The following is a 19,256-nucleotide window of genomic DNA, read 5'->3' as shown; positions in this document are numbered from 1 at the left end:
GGCGCGGGGAACTGAGCCACCGGCCCCCACGACCCGCAGGGAGTCAGCTCCCGTCCGGGTCCGCCCGGTTCAGCGCGGGCCGGGGCGCAGCCCCGGCGACGAGCAGCTGATCAGCCGCAGCCGTATCCGTGACGAGGCTCGTGACGAGACCGGACCGCAGCACCGCATCGATCGCCGCAGCCTTCCGCTGCCCGCCCGCGATGGCGACGACCTCGGGAATGCGGCGGAGCCGGTCCGCCTCGACGGTGATGCAGCGCTCGCCGAGGTCCCGGCCCACCCGACGCCCCTCGGCGTCGAACAGGTGCGCCGACATCTCCGCGGCGACTCCCAGCGAGGCGTAGTGCGCCCGCTCCTCGTCGCTGAGCATGTCGTGGACCGTGGAAATGCCCGGCTCCCAGGAGCCGATGGAGACACAGGCGACCGTGACCTTGTCGAAGTACTCGAAGGCGCGGGCGATGCCGGTCTGGTTGCGCAGCGCCGACGCGGTGGCGGGGTCGGGCAGCAGCATCGGCGCGTAGATGGGGTGGGCCTCGCCGCCGGACACCTGGGCGGCGCGGCGGACTGCCTCGACGGAGCCGCGCTCCGCGGTCCCCGCGTCGTACACCCCCGTCAGCTGCACGACCGTGCACGGCGGCAGCTGGTCGAGCGCGGCCGCCATGTGGATCGTGGAGCGGCCCCAGGCGAGGCCGAGCACGTCGCCCTCGGTGACCAGCTCGCCGAGGAGGTCCGCCGCCACCTCCCCGAGGTTCTCCGGGTCGGGCGACTCGTCGATCTCGTCGGCAGGCGCCGGCGACTCCACGACGACGGCGTGCCGCAGGCCGTATCGGGCGCGCAGCGCGTCCGAGCGCTCCGCGTCCAGCTCTGCGGGCACCCGGATCTCGATCCGCACGAGATCACGCTCCAGGGCGGTCTCCAGGACCCGGGCCACCTTGAAGCGGCTGACGCCGAACTCCTCGGCGATCTGGATCTTCGACTTGCCCTCGAGGTAGAAGCGGCGGGCCATGGCCGCCGCCTGCACCAGCTCCGCGGGTCCCATCCGCATGGCTGACCGACCCGCCGACATGGCCGACACGGCGCTCTCCTCACTGCTGTTCACAAACTGGGTTCGCCGTTCATCCTTGCAGATCCGGCCTGGTCGATCAGCCCTGGCGGACTGCGTTCACGTTCCCTTGGCTCAGTGGTTGCACGCCCAGGCGCTTGACGCGGTCTTTGCCTCGGCTTGGGTGCGCAATGAACGTACCGCGTCCGCGGGATCCTTGGCGCCGTAGACGGCGGACCCGGCGACGAAGACGTCGGCTCCGGCCTCCGCGCAGCGCTCGATGGTCTCGGCCGAGACACCGCCGTCGACCTGCAGCCACATCTCCAGACCGTGCTTGGCGATCAGCTCACGGGTGCGACGGATCTTGGGCAGCATGATGTCCAGGAACGCCTGGCCGCCGAAGCCCGGCTCGACCGTCATGATCAGCAGCATGTCGAGCTCGGGGAGCAGGTCCTCGAACGGCTCGATGGGGGTGGCGGGCTTCAGCGCCATCGAGGCGCGGGCGCCCTTGGCACGGATCTCGCGCGCGAGCCGGACCGGCGCGGCGGCGGCCTCCGCGTGGAAGGTGACGGATCCGGCGCCCGCCTCGACGTACTGCGGAGCCCAGCGATCGGGGTCCTCGATCATCAGGTGGCAGTCCAGAGGCGTGTCCGTCGCACGGGCCAGCGACTCTACGATCGGCACCCCGAGCGTGAGGTTCGGGACGAAGTGGTTGTCCATCACGTCGACATGGAGCCAGTCGGCGCCTTCGACGGCCTCTGCCTCCTCGGCAAGACGGGCGAAGTCCGCGGACAGGATGCTGGGGTTGATCTGCACGGCCATGCCCCAAGCCTGCCATGCCCGGCGCTCGACTCCGACCGCAGTCCACTGCATGAGCACAGCAACTCCCGCGACCGCGTGCCGAGTGCCATGCTGGACGGTCCAGCGGCACCGCGCACGGCAAGCGGGGGGAAGCCATGGCGGACGAACGGCGGCAGGAGCGGCACGGGATCGCGTGGCTGGTGTGCGGACGGCGCACGAAGTGGCTCGTGGTGCTGTTCTGGCTGGTGGTGATCATCGTCGCGGCACCGCTGGCGCAGAAGCTCACCGACGTCCAGGAGAACGACGCGGAGTCCTGGCTGCCCGGCTCCGCCGAGTCGACCCGAGTCCTGGACATCTCGGAGGAGTTCAGGCCCGAGGTGATCCCCGCCATCATCGTGTACGCCCGCGAAGGCGGCCTCACCGTGGCGGACCGCAGGCAGATCGCCGAGGACGTGCGCCAGGTCCGGGAGCTGCGCGCCCACGTCATCCGCGGCGCCGAGACCCGCGGCCCCGTGTACGACGAGAAGTCGCGCCCCGAGGCGGCCCAGGTGTCCGTGCCGATCACCATGGACGCCGAGAGCTGGGAGCGCATCGGACCCGCCGTCGACTCCATCAGGGAGCGGGTGGGAGACGGCGACGACGGCCTCGCCGTGCACATCACCGGGCCGGGCGGCACGGGCGCGGACTCGGCCGAGGCGTTCGAGGGCATCGACTCGACGCTGCTGCTCTCGGCGGCGGGCATCGTCATCGTGATCCTGCTGTTCACCTACCGCAGCCCGACCCTGCTGCTGGCCCCGCTGCTCTCCGTGATCACCGCGCTGTTCACGGCCCAGGCCCTCATCTATCTGCTCGCCGAGCACGCGGACCTCACCGTCAACGGCCAGAGCGCGGGGATTCTGACGGTCCTCGTCTTCGGTGCGGGGACCGACTATGCGCTGCTCCTGGTCGCTCGCTATCGCGAAGAGCTGCGCCGTCACGAGGACCGTCACGAGGCGATGGCCCTCGCCCTGCACCGGGCGGGTCCCGCGGTCCTCGCGTCGGGCGCGACCGTCGTCCTGAGCATGCTGGTGCTGCTGGCCGCCGAGATGAACTCGACGAGCGGCCTCGGTCCGGTCGCCGCGATCGGCGTCACCGTGGGGCTGCTTGCGATGCTGTCGCTCTTCCCCGCCCTCCTGGTGATCTTCGGCCGGTGGTTCTTCTGGCCGCTGATCCCGCACTACGGCTCCCCCGAGCCGACCGAGCGCGGCCTGTGGGCCCGCACCGGCCGCCGCATCGACCGCCGCCCGCGGCTGATCTGGGGCGTCACGGCGGCGACCCTCGCCCTGCTCTCGCTCGGGCTCCTGCAACTGCGGGCCGACGGCCTCAGCAACGCCGACGCGTTCACCGAGAAGCCGGACTCGATCACCGGCCAGGAGGTCCTCGCGCGGCACTTCCCCGCGGGGTCCGGCGATCCGCTGGTGATCGTGGCGGACCGGGCGCAGCGCGACACCGTCACCCGCGTCGTGCGGGACGACCGGGGCGTGGTGCCCAGCAGCGTCGCGCGGCCGCCGGGGACGAAACCCCTGCACGACGGCAAGGTGCTGTTCGAGGCGACCCTGACCGACCCGTCCGACAGCTCGGCCGCGAAGCGGACGGTGGAGCGGGTGCGCGACACCGTCCACGCCGTCCCCGACGCCGGTGCGCAGGTGGGCGGCGGCACGGCCGCCCTGGTCGACATGGAGAGCGCCACGGCCCACGACAACAAGCTGATCATCCCGCTGGTCCTGGTCGTGGTGTTGCTGACGCTCGCCGTGCTGCTGCGCGCGGTGGTGGCCCCGCTCCTCCTGATCGCGACGGTGGTCCTGTCCTTCGCGACGGCCCTCGGCCTCAGCGCGCTGGCCTTCCGCCACCTCTTCGACTACGCGGGCGAGCCGACCGACTTCCCGCTCTTCGTCTTCGTGTTCCTGGTGGCACTCGGCATCGACTACAACATCTTCCTGTCGACCCGCGTCCGCGAGGAGGCCGGACAGCAGGGCACCCGTGCGGGCGTCCTGACCGGTCTCGCCGCGACCGGCGCGGTGATCACCTCGGCGGGCCTGGTCCTCGCGGGCACGTTCGCCGCGCTCGGCACGCTCCCGATGGTGGCGTTCGCCGAGATCGGCTTCGCGGTGGCGCTCGGCGTACTGCTCGACACCTTCATCGTGCGTTCGGTCCTGGTGACGGCGCTGTTCCTGGACGTGGGCCCGAAGGTGTGGTGGCCGCACGCGCTGGCACGGCGGCCGGAGCCCGCCGCTCCCCCCGTGGAGACCACCAGCCCGCCCGCCCAACTCCCGGACCGCTGAGGCCTTTTGGACCACTGAGGCCTTTCACGCACCGGGTGCGCCGCCGGGGCGTACCGCCGGGACCGGCTGCCCGGCTTCCCCTATCCAGGTGCACGCCGTCGATCTATCCTGCCGAGAGCAGCGGGGCGGGTGCGACACGGGGGTGGGGCATGGTGGGCCGCCAGTGACGTCGGCACGGGGCCACGAGCAGCCGGGCGTCCACCAGACGGCCTCCGCCGCGACGGGCGGCCGGAACTACCAGGCAGGCCGCGACCTGACCGTGCACGAGGTGCACCATCACAGGGGAGCCACGGAGACGGCCGCGCTGGTCGAGCCCGTGCTGCCGACCGAGGAGAGGGTGTCGGAGGTCTTCGTCGGACGCGACGCCGAGGTGGACGCGGTCCTCGCGATCCTGAACACGGACACGGACACGGACACGTCCGGCATGGTCGTCGTCTCGGCCGTCGCCGGTCTCGCCGGGATCGGCAAGACGGCGCTGGCCCGGGTGAGCGCGGCCGAGGGGGTCTCCCGCGGCTGGTTCCCGGGGGGTGCGGTCTTCGTGGACCTCAAGGGATACGAGCCCGAGCCGGAGAACCGGATCCTGCCCCACCAGGTGTACGCGCCCCTCCTCCACGCCCTGGGCCGCGAAGGGCCTCTCGACGCGGTTCCGCAGGGGCAGGCGGCGCAGTACCACCGGTTCCTGGCGGACCGTGCCGCCGAGGACCGCCCGGTCCTCCTCGTCCTGGACAACGCCTCCACCACGCACCAGATAGCCGACCTCCTCCCCGGCTCGCGCAAGCACCGCGTGGTGGTCACCTCGCGCCACACCCTGACCGCGCGTGGCTCCCGCACCCTCGATCTGCGGACCCTGGCGTCGGACGACTCGGCGTCCCTGATCGGCCGCCAACTGGAACTCCTCGCGCCGCGGGACCCCCGCCTGCGCGAGGACCCGGAGGGCACTCGCCGCCTGTGCGACCTCTGCGGACACCTGCCGCTGGCCCTGCACATCGTCACGGCCCTGCTGGCCCGCGACCCCGGCCTCTCCCCGACCGAACTCGCCGAGGACCTCGCGCGGGCCCGCAGCAGGCTCGACCTGCTGGACGACGGGGAGCGGGCGGTACGCGCCGCGTTCGACCTCTCGTACCTGCGTCTGGAGGCGGACCAGGCGCACCTGTTCCGTCTGCTGCCGATCAACCCGGGCCCGCACTTCGGCGTCGAGACCGCCGCGCGCCTCATGGACGTGGCCGCGCGCAAGGCCCGGCCCCTGCTGCACGAGCTGGCCCGCGCCCATGTGGTCGAGCAGGCGGGCCACGGCAGATGGCGCCAGCACGACTTGATCCGGGCGTACGCCATCGAGCTCCTGGGAGACCACGGAGTCTCCCAGGAGGCACCCTCCCAACGCCTCCTGAGGCTCTACGCCACGGAGGGCAGACGCGCGGGCAACACCCTGCGCACCGCCCACCGCAAGCGCGCCGAGGGCGGTGAGGGCGCTGAGAGCACCGACGCCGTCCGCCAGGCCCTTGCCTGGTTCGATCAGGAGCAGCCCAATCTGCAGGCCGCGGTAGCGATGGGCCTCACCTTCGGCGACACCGACCAGGTCCTGCCGATGCTCGAGGCCCTGATCAGACTCCACCGGTACCGCGACCAGACCGCAGAGCTCGTCGAGACCTGCCGCAAAACGCTGACCGTCGCGGGGAGCAACGAGTCGGGCGGTCCGGACTGGATCCTGGCGGGCCTGGCATGGACGCTGGGAGCGCTCGCAAGGCAATCGGGCTCCGGGCGGTCGACGGAACTGGAGCGCCTGCTCGACGCCGACACCCACCAGTTCCGGTTCACCAATCCCTACGCCTCCTCCGAGCGGGCCGACAAGCTACTGACCACGCTGCTCGACTCCACCCGTGCGTACGCCGACTCGCTGCCGCTCAAGGACAGGATCATCGCGGTCCCGATGTTCCAAGAGATCGCCCGAGCCGCCGTATCGGTGCACCCGGAGTCCCCGGCGGGCCTCTCCGCCCTCCAGGCCGCCAGCACCATCTGCCGCGGACACGGAGACCCCGGGCTGCGCGCCCTGTCGTGGGCCCTGCTGGGCAGGGAATGGATTCGCCTCGACCACTACGCCGAAGCCGGGGAGTCGCTCGAAGGTGCGCTCCAGTCCCTTCCGGAGTCGTTCGATGCGCGGTCGTCGGCCTGGAGCGAGACGTTCGATCTGCTGATCGCCCTCACGGGCGAGGTCGGCACGGAGCGCGCCGAGGAGATCGCCTCGGAGGTACGAAGACGCGCAGGCGACCCGGCGGCCGGGGCGACGGCCCTGAACCGCTCCGGCGCCGGGCATCACCGGCGCGGCGAGTTCGCCGAAGCGGCCGCAGATCACCGGGCCGCCCTGCAGCTGCTCGAACAGCACCGGCCGGACGACCGGAAGGCCCTCGGCCACACCCTCATCGAGCTGTCCATGGCCCACTTCGGCGTCGGCGACCACCGAGCGGCCGCCGAAGCGGCCGAACGCGCCGCCGAGCTGCTGGACGCCCTCCTCGACGAGGACGGCGCGGCGGAGTCCGCTTGCCGCGCACGCGAGTTGATCGTCTACGCACTGCTGGCCCTGCACCGCAAGCAGGAAGCCCTCACGGCCGCCCGCAGAGCCGAGCGGCTGGCGCGCCCCACGGGCCACGTGCACAGCCACGTGTCCGCGACGCTCATGCTCGCCCTGGCCCTGCGGGAGTGCGACCAGCACCAGGAATCACAGCGCCTCGCGCGGGAGGCGGTACGGCTCTCCAAGAACACCCGGGACCGGGCCGTCCTGTCGAACACCCGCACCTGGCTGCGCAGAGAAGGCCTCCCCACGAACTGACGCGCCCGGCGGCGCCGCGTCAGGCAGTGCGCACGCTCAGGCAGTACGCCGGATCAGGCAGTCCGCCGGATCAACGCCAGATACATCGCGTCCGTCCCGTGCAGATGCGGCCAGAGCTGTACGTCGGGTCCGTCACCGAGCGCCGGGATGCCCGGCATGAGGGGCCGTGCGTCGACGAGTTCGGCGCCACCGCTGTGCTTGATGACGTCGTCCACGACGGCCCGCGTCTCGGCGAGGTGCGGCGAACACGTGGCGTACCCGACGACACCGCCGACCCGCACCGACTCCAACGCCGTGCGCAGCAGCCCGCGTTGGAGCGGGGCGAAGCCGTCCAGGTCCTGCGGGCGGCGGCGCCAGCGGGCCTCGGGGCGGCGGCGCAGCGCGCCGAGCCCCGTGCAGGGCACGTCCATCAGGACGCGGTCGAAGGTGCCGGGACGCCACGGCGGGCGGGTGCCGTCGGCCGCGATGACCTGGTAGGGGCCGGGGTTCCCGGCGAGCGCCTGCGCGACGAGCCCGGCCCGGTGCGGCTGCTTCTCGGAGGCGAGCAGCACGGCGCCGCGCTGGGCGGCGAGCCCGGCGAGCAGGGCCGCCTTGCCGCCGGGGCCCGCACAGCCGTCGAGCCACTTCTCGTCGGGGCCCTCCAGCGGGGCGTTCGCGAGGGCGAGCGCGACCAGCTGGCTGCCCTCGTCCTGCACGCCCGCGCGCCCCTCGCGCACGGCCTCCAGGGAGCCGGGCTCGCCGCCCTCGCTGAGCCGCACGGCATACGGCGACCAGCGGCCCGGCAGCGCGTTGTCCTCACCGACGGATTCGAGGAGCTCGTCGGCGGTGGCACGGCCGGGGCGCGCCACGAGCGTCACCTCGGGCCGTTCGTTGTCCGCCTCCAGCAGGTCCTCGATGCCCGCGCGGCCACCGCCCAGCGAGTCCCACAGCGCCGAGACGACCCAGCGGGGGTGCGAGTGGACGACGGCGAGGTGGTCCTCAGCATCCTCGTCGTACGGCGGCGCGACCCGCTCGACCCAGGTGTCCAGATCGTCCTGGGAGACCTTGCGCAGCACGGCGTTGACGAACTTGGCCCGGCCGTCGCCGAGCACCACGCGGGCCAGCTCCACCGAGGCGGAGACGGCGGCGTGCGTCGGGATGCGCGTGCCGAGCAGCTGGTGCACACCGAGGTTGAGCACGTCGAGGACGGGCGGGTCGACCTCGCGCAGCGGCCGGTCGATGCAGGCGGCGACGATCGCGTCGTACGTGCCCTGGCGGCGCAGCGTCCCGTAGACCAGCTCGGTGGCGAGTGCGGCGTCACGCGCGTCGAAGTCGCCCTTCTCCCGCGCCTTGCGCAGCAGGGGCGGCAGGACGAGGTTGGCGTACGCGTCGCGCTCGTCGACCGCCCGCAGCGCCTCGAAGGCGAGGAAGCGGACGGGGTCCTTCTGGGGGCGGCGGTAGGGCTTGCCGGGCTTCCCCGGCCCGCCAGGACGACCCTTGCCGGAGGAGGACTTCGTGGCTGGCCGGTTCGGCTTGTCGTTCAAAGGTGCTCCGCTGCTGAGATGGTTCGAGAGCCTGCTGAAGGCTGCTGAAGCTGAAGAATACTGAAAGCTGCTGAAACGGTTCGAAAGCGGCGAACAGGCTCGCCGCTCAGCGTACGTCGTCGGCGCCCACGTGCTCCCCGGGGGCGATCCGGACCCCGCGCGCCCAGTCCGCGCCGCGCATCGGCTTCTTGCCCTGCGGCTGGACCCAGAGCAGCTCGACGGCGTGCGAACCGGAGCCCACGTACACGTTGTTCTTGGCGGCGGACAGCTCGCCGGGCGCGAGATCGGTGCGGTCCTGGACGAGCGCCGCCTGGATGATCTTCAGCCGCTCGCCGCGGAACACGGTCCAGGCGCCGGGCGCCGGGGTGCAGCCGCGCACGACCCGGTCCACCCGCATCGCGGGCGCGGCCCAGTCCACCTGGGCGTCCTCGACGGTGATCTTCGGGGCGAGGGTGACGCCGTCGGCGGGCTGCGGGACCGCCTTGAGGCTGCCGTCCTCGATGCCGTCCATGGTCGCGACGAGCAGGCCCGAACCCGCGAAGGCGAGGCGCGTCAGGAGGTCCCCGCTGGTGTCGGTCGGCCGGACCGACTCGGTGACCGTCCCGTACACGGGCCCGGAGTCGAGGCCCTGCTCGATCAGGAAGGTGGAGGCGCCGGTGATCTCGTCGCCCGCCATCACCGCGTGCTGCACGGGGGCGGCGCCGCGCCAGGCAGGCAGCAGCGAGAAGTGCAGATTGACCCAGCCGCGGGCCGGGATGTCCAGGGCGGCCTTCGGGAGCAGCGCTCCGTAGGCGACGACCGGGCAGCAGTCGGGGCCGATCTCGCGCAGCCGCGCCAGGAACTCCTCGTCCCGCGGCTTCGCGGGCTTGAGCACCTCGATACCGGCCTCCTCGGCGCGCTCCGCGACCGGGCTCGCGACCAGCCTGCGGCCCCGTCCCGCGGGGGCGTCCGGGCGGGTCACGACGGCGGCAACCTCGTGCCGGTCGGAGGCGATCAGGGCGTCCAGTGCGGGGACTGCGACCTCGGGAGTGCCTGCGAAGACGAGCTTCACTGGGGGGTACCTCGGATCTCTGGTCAGGGGTGGGGCGACGGCAGCGCACCAGTCTATGGGCCGCTCCGTGGCCCCGCCCGGGACGGTCTTCCCCACGCGGGTACGACACCCTCGCCGGGGGCGTACGAATGGGCGCGCGCCCTGTGCATATGCATATACGCCCCTGCACCGTGACCCCACACGAACTAGCGCGTTGGTCAAGAAAGAGTTGACCACAACGGGCCGCGGATGCGGCCCGATCCTTTTCAACGCCGGTTCGAGAGGCTTGTTCATGGCCGACCACGCAACCCACGACGCCCAGGCACGGGCCAGCCTGCACCTCTTGGTGCGGGACATCGAGCGGGTCCGCCGGCAGGTGGACGCACTGCGCACCCTCACCGCCCAGCTCGGCAACGTCTACCGCCCGCGCCGCTCCAGCCCGTCCGCGGGCTTCGTCGTGTACGGGCGGGCCCCCGCCCCGACCGTCCGTCTCGCCCAGGAACTCCGGGACAGCGTCGAGACGCTGGTCACCGCGGCGGTGGACTTCGACCGCTCGCTGGGGTTCTCGTGGGACGCGGTGGGCTCGGCCCTCGGCGTCACCAAGCAGGCGGTCCACCGCCGTTACGGCGCGCGGCGGGCCACCACGCAGGCGGCGGCCGAGGCGGAGCGCGCGGCGGAGGCCCCGGCGCCCGCGGTGACGTCCACCGTGACGTCCACGGCCACGCGTCCCCTTCCGGTCGGCGTCCCGCTGCCGTCCGTACCGGCGGCCCGCGCGATGCCGACGCAGCCCACCGCGGGCAGCCCCACCCTCCGCGAAGAGCCCAGGCCGAACGCTTTCCCCGGCCCCCGCAACGGCTGACCCACCCCCACCCCGCCGACCGCTGCCCCCTCACTCCTCCGCCAAGGACGAGGGGGCGGCTTCATGCGTACGCCGTGTGTGCGCGGCAAATCGGCCGGGCCCCGAATCACCCGATGTCCAACGGATCCACCCGCACCCGCACCGCCTCGCCCCCCGCCTCACGCGCCCCCTTGGCCCCCCTCGCCATCCGCGCGGCCTGTGCCACCTTCAGTGAGGTGGCGAGTGCGGCGCCGCTGCCGGGCGGCACCCGGATCAGCACCCGCTCCCACAGCTCGGAGCCGGGCGGCGCGCCCCCGCCCCGCCGCGAAGCCCCGGAACCGGGACCACCAGGACCGCCAGACCCAGCAGGCCCGCCAGACCCAGCAGGCCCGGCAAACCCACCGTCCCGCACCGGCACCGGCCCCAACACCACCGCGTCCCCCGGCAGTTCCGCACCGGCCAAGAACTCCGCGAGCGCCTCGGGCGTCCCGGACACCGCCGCCATCCGCGACACCGGCGGGAAGCCGAGCTCAGCCCGCTCCGCGAGCTCCCGCACCGCGTGCCCCACGGGGTCCCACCGCACCAGCGCCTGCACGGGCCGGAGCGTCGGCTCGGCGACGACCACCACCGTGCCGCCCGCACCCTGCGGACGCACCAACGACGCGGCCCCGACCCACCGCCGCAGCGCGTCCTCGCCCGCCCGCAGGTCGGGGCGGCCCAGCATGGCCCACCCGTCGAGCAGCAGGGCAGCCGCGTAACCGCCCTCGGCCACGGGCTCCGCGCCCGGCGTGCTGACCACCAGCGCCGGTGCCCCCGGCACCGTGTCGAGCACCTGCTCCCGTCCTGACGTCCGCACCGGCACCGCCGGGAACGCCCGCCCCAGTTCCTCCGCGGTCCTGCGCGCCCCGACGACCTGCGCCCGCAGCCGGAAACCGCCGCAGGACTCGCAGTGCCAGGCGGCCTCCTCCACCCCGCACCACCCGCACCGCAGGGCGGCCCCGCTCTCCTGCGCCTCCAAGGGCCCCGCGCACCGTCGGCACCGGGCAGGCTCACGGCACCGCTCGCAGGCGAGCCTCGGCACATAGCCGCGCCGCGGCACCTGCACCAGGACCGGCCCGTGCTTCAGACCCTCCCTGGCGACCTGCCAGGCCAGCGTCGGCAGCCGGGCGGCCCGCGCCGCCTCGTCCCGCGCCAGGTCCAGGTCGCCCACGGTCCGTACGAGCGGCGCGGCCCCCCGTACCTGCTCGCGATCGGCGACGAGCGGCGCGGCCCACCCGCTCTCGACGAGTTGCGCCGCCTCAACCGTGCAGCTCCAACTCCCCAGCAGGAATCCGCACTTGTCGCGTGTCGACCGGAGCTCCAGGACCTCCCGCACATGCGGGAACGGAGCGCGGTCGTCGCTGTGGTTGGAGTCCCCGTCCTCCCAGATGACGACAAGACCCAGGTCCCGTACGGGCGCGAACATCGCGGCCCGGGTGCCGACGACGGCCCGCACGGTCCCGCGCCGCACGGAGAGCCACTCCTGATAGCGCCGCTCCTGCCCGGCGTCGGCGGTCAGCAGCGCATGCTGCCCCGGGCCGAGCAGTTCGGTGAGCGCGGCGTCCACCCGCGCGGCGGGCCGCCCCGTCGGCACGACGACGAGCGCGCCCCGGCCGGAGGCGAGCGTGGCCTGCACCGCGCGGGCGATCTCCTCGGCCCACTGCGGCCCCGGCAGCGCGGTCCACACGGCGCGCGGAGCGCCCCCGGAGGCCAGGGCGCGGAGGAACTCGGGCCCGTGCCCGTACCTCCGCCAGCTCCCCGCGTCGGGCGCGGCAGGCGGGGCGGGCGGCTCGGCGACCGCCTTGGACTCGGCCCGTGCGTGCCGGGGCGGCACCGCAAGCTGCAGCACGTCGGCGAGGCTGCCCGCATAGCGGTCGGCCACGGCCCTCGCCAGTTCGAGGAGCCCGGAGTCGAGCACCGGCTCCGGCGACACGACCTGGGCCAGGGCCGCCAACGGCCCCGTGTACTCCGTCTCCGCGCACCGCTCGACGATGAACCCGTCGATCAGCCCGCCCCCTTCGCGCCGCCCCTCCCGCACGTTCCGCGACCCGGCGCCGAACCGCACCCGGACCCGGACCCCGGGCTGCGCCTCGGCGTCCAGCTCCTCGGGCACGGCATAGTCGAAGTACCGGTCGAGGTGCAGCACGCCCTTGTCGACGAGCACGCGCGCGACCGGCAGCTCCTTGGCCAGCGCGGCCCCTCGCCAGGTCCGCGGCTTGGCCCGGGGCACCTTGGCCTTGCGCACCGACTCCCGGATGAGCGCAAGCTGCTCCGGCTCCTCGGCTCCCCCCACCTCGAACCCTTCGTTCTCCCTGCTCACAGCTGCATTCCTACCAGACCCCACTGACAGGTCAGGAAAAACGCCGGGGCCCGGCACCCCCGCAGGGGTACCGGGCCTCGGCAGTGTCCGAAAGGGCGGGGACTACAGTCCCGCCGCCTTCCGCAGCGCTTCCACGCGGTCCGTCCGCTCCCACGTGAAGTCGGGGATCGCCCGGCCGAAGTGGCCGTACGCGGCGGTCTGCGAGTAGATCGGGCGGAGCAGGTCGAGGTCGCGGATGATCGCGGCCGGGCGCAGGTCGAAGACCTCGCCGATGGCCGTCTCGATCTTGTCCGTGTCGATCGTGGCCGTGCCGAAGGTCTCGACGAAGAGACCGACGGGCTCGGCCTTGCCGATGGCGTACGCGACCTGGACCTCGCAGCGGGCCGCGAGACCGGCGGCGACGACGTTCTTGGCGACCCAGCGCATCGCGTACGCGGCCGAACGGTCCACCTTGGACGGGTCCTTGCCGGAGAAGGCGCCGCCGCCGTGGCGGGCCATGCCGCCGTACGTGTCGATGATGATCTTGCGGCCGGTGAGCCCGGCGTCGCCCATCGGGCCGCCGATCTCGAAGCGTCCGGTCGGGTTGACCAGCAGGCGGTAGCCCTCGGTCTCCAGCTTGATGCCGTCCTCGAGGAGGGCCTTCAGCTCGGGCTCGACCACGAACTCACGGATGTCGGGGGCCAGGAGCGAGTCCAGGTCGATGTCCGACGCGTGCTGCGAGGAGACGACGACCGTGTCGAGACGGACGGCCTTGTCGCCGTCGTACTCGATGGTGACCTGGGTCTTGCCGTCGGGGCGCAGGTAGGGGATCGTCCCGTTCTTGCGCACCTCGGAGAGGCGGCGCGAGAGACGGTGCGCGAGGTGGATCGGGAGCGGCATGAGCTCCGGGGTCTCGTCGCAGGCGTACCCGAACATCAGGCCTTGGTCGCCCGCGCCCTGCTTGTCGAGCTCGTCGTCCTTGTCGCCCGCGGCGGCACCCTCGACGCGCTTCTCGTACGCCGTGTCGACGCCCTGCGCGATGTCGGGGGACTGCGAGCCGATGGACACCGAGACGCCACAGGAGGCGCCGTCGAAGCCCTTCTTGGAGGAGTCGTAACCGATCTCGAGGATCTTGTCGCGCACGAGCTGCGCGATCGGCGCGTACGCCTTCGTCGTGACCTCGCCGGCCACGTGGACGAGGCCGGTGGTGATCAGCGTCTCCACGGCGACCCGGGACGTCGGGTCCTCCCGCAGAAGTGCGTCGAGAATGGTGTCGCTGATCTGGTCAGCGATCTTGTCGGGGTGACCTTCGGTCACAGACTCCGAGGTAAAGAGACGCCGGGACACATCGCTCCCTGTGGTTGCAGCGGCTGCTGGCTGATCATTGGTGGACGGGCCGAGAGCTGCGCTCGGCGCCATCCGTGACCAGTTTATCGGTCACACTCGTCCGCCGGACCACATGTCTCGCCACTTGGGAGCCCTGTGACCTGCGGCACTGCATTGTGCGGTACGACGATCAGTCTCCACCAGAGGGCCTCGCGTCCGATTTTCCCGGATTTGAGGCGCCTGATGGGGCGAAGATGACATTGAGCCCTGCCCGTGGACACCCCGTCAAGAGACGCGCCTGAATGTGGCCGAGTTCCGGATGGTGAGACGGGAAGACCGGGCGGTGGTCGCAGGCGTCAGGAAAGCCGCTGAGCGACGAGGTCCCAGACGGTGTCCGCGAGGGCTTCCTTGGGGCCGTAAGGCACCGGCGTCTCGCTGCCGTCCGCGCCGAGCACGACCGCCTCGTTCTCCTCGGAGCCGAAGGTCTTGCGCTCGCCGACCTCGTTGACGACCAGCAGGTCGCAGCCCTTGCGTGCGAGCTTGGCGCGGCCGTTGGCCAGCACGTCGTCCGTCTCCGCGGCGAAACCGACGATCACCTGGCCGGAACGGGGCCTGTCCCCCGCGATCTCGGCGAGCACGTCGGGGTTGCGGACCAGGGCAACCGGCTCGGGCTCCTGGCCTTCCTTCTTCTTGATCTTGCCTGTGGCGTACGTCTCGGGGCGGAAGTCGGCCACCGCGGCGGCCATCACCACGGCATCGGCGTCGGCCGCGGCCTTCACGACGGCCTCGCGGAGCTGCACGGCGGTGCCGACCGGCACGACGTCCACGCCCGCCGGGTCGGGCAGCGCAGCGTTGGCCGCGACGAGCGTGACGCGGGCGCCGCGCGCGGCGGCGCTTCGCGCGAGCGCGTAGCCCTGCTTGCCCGAGGAGCGGTTGCCCAGGAAGCGGACCGGGTCGAGGGGTTCGCGGGTGCCGCCCGCGCTGACGACGACGTGGCGGCCCGCGAGGTCCTGGTCGAGGTCTCCGCGCGCGAGGACACGGCGTACGACCTCGAAGAGCTCCACGGGGTCCGGGAAGCGGCCCTTGCCGGTGTCGACGCCGGTGAGGCGGCCGACCGCGGGCTCGACGACGAGGGCGCCGCGGCGGCGGAGCGTGGCCACGTTCTCCTGGGTGGCCGGGTGCTCCCACATCTCCGTGTGCATGGCGGGGGCGAAGACCACCGGACAGCGGGCCGTCAGGAGCGTGTTGGTGAGCAGGTCGTCGGCGAGCCCGTGGGCGGCCTTGGCAAGCATGTCCGCGGTGGCGGGGGCGACGATCACGAGGTCGGCGTGCTGCCCGATGCGGACGTGCGGCACCTCGTGGACGTCGGACCAGACCTCGGTCGAGACGGGGTTGCCGGACAGCGCGGACCAGGTCGCGGCGCCGACGAAGTGCAGCGCCGACCCGGTCGGCACGACGCGCACGTCATGGCCCGACTCGGTCAGCCGCCGCAGCAGCTCGCACGCCTTGTAGGCGGCGATGCCGCCGCTGACCCCCAGGACTACCTTCGGCTTCTCGGCCACTGCCTCTGTCTCCCCGCACTCGGATGCGTACTACTCCATGACACACCACAGGCCCGGCAGTCGTACTGCCGGGCCTGTGGTGAAGGTACGAACCGCTTACTGAGCCGGGCCCTCGATGGCCTCGGACGTCAGCAGACCCGCGTTGATCTCGCGGAGCGCGATCGAGAGCGGCTTCTCGTGGACGTGCGTGTCCACCAGGGGACCGACGTACTCCAGGAGGCCCTCACCGAGCTGCGAGTAGTACGCGTTGATCTGGCGCGCGCGCTTGGCGGCGTAGATCACGAGGCTGTACTTCGAGTCGGTGGCTTCGAGCAGCTCATCAATCGGCGGGTTGATGATGCCCTCGGGCGCGGTGATGGAAGAGGACACTCTCTGCCTTCCGATGGGGTCAAGTGATGTCAGGACCAGAGGTCGAGACACTGTTAAAGATCAAAGAACTTTCATCAAGGCTAGCAGCTCACGGGCCACGTCCTCGACCGAGGTGTTGACCAGCGTCGTATCGAACTCGGCCTCGGCGGCGAGCTCCACCTTGGCGGCGGTGAGCCTGCGCTCGATGACCTCGGGCGCCTCGGTACCCCGGCCGGTGAGCCGGCGGACCAGCTCGTCCCAGCTCGGCGGGGCGAGGAAGACAAGCTGTGCCTCGGGCATCGACTCGCGCACCAGGCGCGCGCCCTGCAGATCGATCTCCAGGAGGACGGGCTCGCCCGCCTCAAGCCGGTCGAGCACCGCGCGCCGCGGAGTGCCGTAGCGGTTGCCCGCGAATTCGGCCCACTCCAGGAGCTCGCCGTTGGCGATCAGCTTGTCCATCTCGTCGTCGGAGACGAAGAAGTAGTGGACACCGTGCTTCTCCCCCGGCCGCGGCTTGCGGGTGGTGGCGGAGACCGAGAGCCAGACCTCGGGGTGTTCTTTGCGCATATGAGCGACGACCGTGCTCTTGCCGACCCCGGAGGGGCCGGAGAGCACGGTCAGCCGCGGACGTGCGTCCGGGGGCACGGGGGACGTCCCCCGGGATGTTGCAGCCATGCAGCGATTATCCAGGTTCTCAGGAGTGCCTGAGAACATCAGCCGGCGGCACCCCCACCGAACTCTCGCTCGAGCGACGCAATCTGGTTGGAGCCGAGACCGCGCACACGGCGGCTCTCGGAGATGCCAAGACGCTCCATGATCTGCTTGGCGCGGACCTTGCCCACGCCCGGCAGGGACTCCAGGAGGGCGGAGACCTTCATCTTGCCGATGACATCGTTCTCCTGGCCCTGCTTGATGACCTCGTGAAGCGAGGCACCGGAGTGCTTGAGTCGATTCTTGACCTCGGCCCGCTCCCGGCGAGCCGCGGCGGCCTTTTCGAGCGCGGCTGCGCGCTGTTCAGGGGTAAGGGGCGGAAGAGCCACGCCTACGTCACCTCGGATGTCGAACTGTCGGATACGGACCGGTGAGGAACCTAGTCGCCCCACACCTGGTGAGCAACGTGCAACGCGCTTGCCCGTTGGCTCTCGTCGGAGACTAGCGGGCATGGCCGCCAGAGTCAGCGAGAACAGACGAAAAGTCCTGGTCAGCCTGCGCCGAGCCGTACATTTCGGTCATTTCTCCCCGGATTTGCACCGGGGAGCCGTCAAGGAAACATAAGGAGAGGCTCGATTGCCTCGCTCAGCGGGCTTCGACGGCCGCCCTGATCTCGTCCGCGAAGCGCGTCGCGGAGTCGCGCAGGCCCGTGACGTCGGGTCCGTGCCGGAGCACTCCCCGGCTGACGTTCGGGACGACATTGCGCACCGCCGCGCCGAAGACACCGGGAAGGTCTGCCGGGGTCGCGCCCTGGGCCCCGATGCCGGGGGCGAGCAGCGGGCCGTTGATCGTCAGGTCGTACGAGGACAGGTCCCCCAGCGTCGCGCCGACGACCGCCCCGAAGGACCCCAGGGGCTCCGCACCGGCGTTCTCGGCGGCGAGGTGGCCCAGCATCGTGGCGCCGACCGTGCGGCCGTCCTCGCGCACCGCGTGCTGCACCTCGGCGCCCTCGGGGTTGGAGGTGAGGGCGAGCACGAAGAGCCCGGCGCCGTTCTCGCGCGCGAGGTCGACGGCCGGCTTCAGGGAGCCGTATCCGAGGTAGGGCGAGACCGTGAGCGCGTCGCTGAACAGCGGCGAGTCCTTGTGCAGGAAGGTCTCGGCGTACGCGCCCATGGTCGAGCCGATGTCACCGCGCTTGGCGTCCATGACGATCAGCGCACCGGCCGCCCGCAGCTCCTCGACCGCCTTCTCCAGGACGGCGATACCCCGCGAGCCGAACCGCTCGAAGAACGCGCTCTGCGGCTTGAACACCGCGACGGTCCCGGCGAGCGCCTCGACGACGGTCCGCGTGAACCGCTCCAGGCCCGCGATGTCGTCGTTCAGGCCCCACGCGGTCAGGAGCGAGGCGTGCGGGTCGATGCCGACGCACAGGGGGCCGCGCTCGTCCATGGCGTGGCGCAGGCGCATGCCGAAGGGGTCCAGGGGGCTCATGCGGGCTTCCTCACGTCGGCGCCGACCGCGTCGGCGAGGGTGGCGTACGGGCTCGTCCTGAGGCGTGCGGCGAGGCCCTTGTGGATGGCGCGGCCCCAGAAGGGCCCTTCGTAGATGAAGGCGCTGTAACCCTGGATCAGGGTGGCACCCGCGAGGATGCGCTGCCAGGCGTCCTCGGCGTTCTCGATGCCGCCGACGCCCACGAGCGTGATCCGGTCCCCCACGCGCGCGTAGAGGCGCCTCAGGACCTCCAGGGAGCGCTCCTTCAGGGGCGCCCCGGACAGTCCGCCGGTCTCTCCGCAGAGGGCCGGGTCGGACGCCAGGCCGAGGCTCTCGCGCGCGATCGTCGTGTTCGTGGCGATGATGCCGTCCAGACCGAGCTCGACGGCGAGGTCGGCGACCGCGTCGATGTCCTCGTCGGCCAGGTCCGGCGCGATCTTGACGAGCAGCGGGACCCGACGGCCCTCGACGCTGCGGTCGGCGGCCTCGCGCACGGCGGTCAGGAGGGGCCGCAGCGACTCGGTGGCCTGCAGGTTGCGCAGGCCCGGCGTGTTCGGCGACGAGACGTTGACGACGAGGTAGTCGGCGTGGCGGGCGAGCCGCTCGGTCGACTTCACGTAGTCGGCGGCGGCCTCCTCCTCGGGGACGACCTTGGTCTTGCCGATGTTCACGCCCACGACGGTGTTGAAGACGGGCGTGCGCGCCGCCAGGCGCTCCGCCACGGCCGCCGAACCCTCGTTGTTGAAGCCCATGCGGTTGATCAGCGCGCGGTCCGGGACGAGGCGGAACAGGCGCTTCTTGGGGTTGCCCGGCTGCGGCTCGCCCGTGACCGTGCCGATCTCGATGTGGTCGAAGCCGAGCATCGACATGCCGTCGATCGCGACGGCGTTCTTGTCGAAGCCCGCGGCGAGCCCGAAGGGGCCGTGCATCCGCAGCCCGAGGGCCTCGGTGCGCAGCTCCTTGTGGCGGGGTGCGAGGACGGCAGCGACGAAGGTGCGCAGCACGGGGATGCGGGCGGCGAGGCGGATCCAGCGGAAGGCCATGTAGTGGGCCCGCTCCGGGTCCATCCGCTTGAAGACGAGGTTGAAGAAGAGTTTGTACATGGTGGGGTCCTCAGAGGTCCTCAGGTGGGCTCAGGTGTGCTCACCAGAAGGGGGACACCGT

Annotated in this window: 15 protein-coding genes; 3 read left to right on the top strand and 12 right to left on the bottom strand. The window is 72.1% G+C overall.

Translation table 11 applies throughout. The features are described 5' to 3' along the window. Positions 1-43: 43 nt before the first annotated feature. Positions 44-1,096, bottom strand: a complete 1,053-nt coding sequence (locus AC068B_RS31150) for a sugar-binding transcriptional regulator (protein ID WP_356258768.1) — start codon at positions 1,094-1,096, stop codon at positions 44-46. A 78-nt stretch (positions 1,097-1,174) separates the two neighbouring features. Beyond that, a complete protein-coding gene (gene rpe, locus AC068B_RS31145; protein WP_356258765.1) occupies positions 1,175-1,861 on the bottom strand; it encodes a ribulose-phosphate 3-epimerase in 687 nt (228 codons plus the stop codon). 134 nt (positions 1,862-1,995) lie between these two features. Between rpe and AC068B_RS31140 the strand changes: the two genes are divergently transcribed. Both AC068B_RS31140 and AC068B_RS31135 read left to right on the top strand, forming a co-directional pair. After that, the gene (locus tag AC068B_RS31140; RefSeq protein WP_478674884.1) at positions 1,996-4,161 is read left to right on the top strand and encodes an MMPL family transporter; all 2,166 of its coding nucleotides are present in this window, start codon (positions 1,996-1,998) and stop codon (positions 4,159-4,161) included. A gap of 163 nt (positions 4,162-4,324) precedes the next feature. After that, complete coding sequence (locus AC068B_RS31135; RefSeq protein WP_478674883.1) at positions 4,325-6,985, top strand: ATP-binding protein; 2,661 nt, start codon at positions 4,325-4,327, stop codon at positions 6,983-6,985. A gap of 53 nt (positions 6,986-7,038) precedes the next feature. On the opposite strand, the gene AC068B_RS31130 is transcribed toward AC068B_RS31135, so the two are convergent. Together AC068B_RS31130 and fmt are read right to left on the bottom strand one after the other, a co-directional pair. Next, on the bottom strand, positions 7,039-8,508 hold the full coding sequence (locus AC068B_RS31130) for an RsmB/NOP family class I SAM-dependent RNA methyltransferase (RefSeq protein ID WP_478674882.1): 1,470 nt from the start codon (positions 8,506-8,508) through the stop codon (positions 7,039-7,041). A 106-nt stretch (positions 8,509-8,614) separates the two neighbouring features. Beyond that, positions 8,615-9,559, bottom strand: coding sequence for a methionyl-tRNA formyltransferase (gene fmt / locus AC068B_RS31125; RefSeq protein ID WP_478674881.1), 945 nt, complete (start codon positions 9,557-9,559; stop codon positions 8,615-8,617). Positions 9,560-9,830: 271 nt separating this feature from the next. Here fmt and AC068B_RS31120 point away from each other — a divergent pair, with 271 nt between their 5' ends. Then, on the top strand, positions 9,831-10,397 hold the full coding sequence (locus AC068B_RS31120; protein WP_478674880.1) for a hypothetical protein: 567 nt from the start codon (positions 9,831-9,833) through the stop codon (positions 10,395-10,397). Between the two features lie 106 nt (positions 10,398-10,503). Here AC068B_RS31120 and AC068B_RS31115 read toward each other — a convergent pair whose 3' ends face one another. The 8 genes from AC068B_RS31115 to AC068B_RS31080 all read right to left on the bottom strand — a co-directional run bounded on the left by AC068B_RS31115 (position 10,504) and on the right by AC068B_RS31080 (position 19,195). After that, on the bottom strand, positions 10,504-12,735 hold the full coding sequence (locus AC068B_RS31115; RefSeq protein ID WP_478674879.1) for a primosomal protein N': 2,232 nt from the start codon (positions 12,733-12,735) through the stop codon (positions 10,504-10,506). A gap of 102 nt (positions 12,736-12,837) precedes the next feature. Next, positions 12,838-14,061, bottom strand: a complete 1,224-nt coding sequence (metK, locus tag AC068B_RS31110; RefSeq protein ID WP_478674878.1) for a methionine adenosyltransferase — start codon at positions 14,059-14,061, stop codon at positions 12,838-12,840. A 335-nt stretch (positions 14,062-14,396) separates the two neighbouring features. Then, positions 14,397-15,602 (bottom strand): bifunctional phosphopantothenoylcysteine decarboxylase/phosphopantothenate--cysteine ligase CoaBC, encoded by a 1,206-nt coding sequence (coaBC, locus tag AC068B_RS31105; protein ID WP_478674877.1) that lies wholly within the window; start codon positions 15,600-15,602, stop codon positions 14,397-14,399. 96 nt (positions 15,603-15,698) lie between these two features. Further along, positions 15,699-15,971: a DNA-directed RNA polymerase subunit omega gene (gene rpoZ / locus AC068B_RS31100; protein WP_005319902.1), complete on the bottom strand. Its 273-nt coding sequence runs from the start codon at positions 15,969-15,971 to the stop codon at positions 15,699-15,701. 60 nt (positions 15,972-16,031) lie between these two features. After that, positions 16,032-16,625, bottom strand: a complete 594-nt coding sequence (gmk, locus tag AC068B_RS31095) for a guanylate kinase (protein WP_356258744.1) — start codon at positions 16,623-16,625, stop codon at positions 16,032-16,034. A 38-nt stretch (positions 16,626-16,663) separates the two neighbouring features. Beyond that, on the bottom strand, positions 16,664-16,990 hold the full coding sequence (locus AC068B_RS31090; protein ID WP_055564204.1) for an integration host factor: 327 nt from the start codon (positions 16,988-16,990) through the stop codon (positions 16,664-16,666). Positions 16,991-17,246: 256 nt separating this feature from the next. Continuing rightward, positions 17,247-18,092 (bottom strand): orotidine-5'-phosphate decarboxylase, encoded by an 846-nt coding sequence (pyrF, locus tag AC068B_RS31085; RefSeq protein WP_478674876.1) that lies wholly within the window; start codon positions 18,090-18,092, stop codon positions 17,247-17,249. After that, positions 18,089-19,195: a quinone-dependent dihydroorotate dehydrogenase gene (locus AC068B_RS31080; protein ID WP_478674875.1), complete on the bottom strand. Its 1,107-nt coding sequence runs from the start codon at positions 19,193-19,195 to the stop codon at positions 18,089-18,091. Before AC068B_RS31080 ends, pyrF begins: the two co-directional genes overlap by 4 nt. Positions 19,196-19,256: the final 61 nt, after the last annotated feature.

Source organism: Streptomyces sp. NPDC042371, assembly GCF_056437465.1.
Note: the sequence above shows the minus strand (reverse complement) of the source record. Positions and strands in the feature narration are given on the sequence as shown.

Coding starts and splice junctions, on each gene's coding strand:
- gmk (WP_356258744.1), bottom strand. CDS start 16,625: ATGGCTGCAACATCCCGGGGGACGTCCCCCGTGCCCCCGGACGCACGT.
- AC068B_RS31080 (WP_478674875.1), bottom strand. CDS start 19,195: ATGTACAAACTCTTCTTCAACCTCGTCTTCAAGCGGATGGACCCGGAG.
- rpe (WP_356258765.1), bottom strand. CDS start 1,861: ATGGCCGTGCAGATCAACCCCAGCATCCTGTCCGCGGACTTCGCCCGT.
- AC068B_RS31120 (WP_478674880.1), top strand. CDS start 9,831: ATGGCCGACCACGCAACCCACGACGCCCAGGCACGGGCCAGCCTGCAC.
- pyrF (WP_478674876.1), bottom strand. CDS start 18,092: ATGAGCCCCCTGGACCCCTTCGGCATGCGCCTGCGCCACGCCATGGAC.
- AC068B_RS31140 (WP_478674884.1), top strand. CDS start 1,996: ATGGCGGACGAACGGCGGCAGGAGCGGCACGGGATCGCGTGGCTGGTG.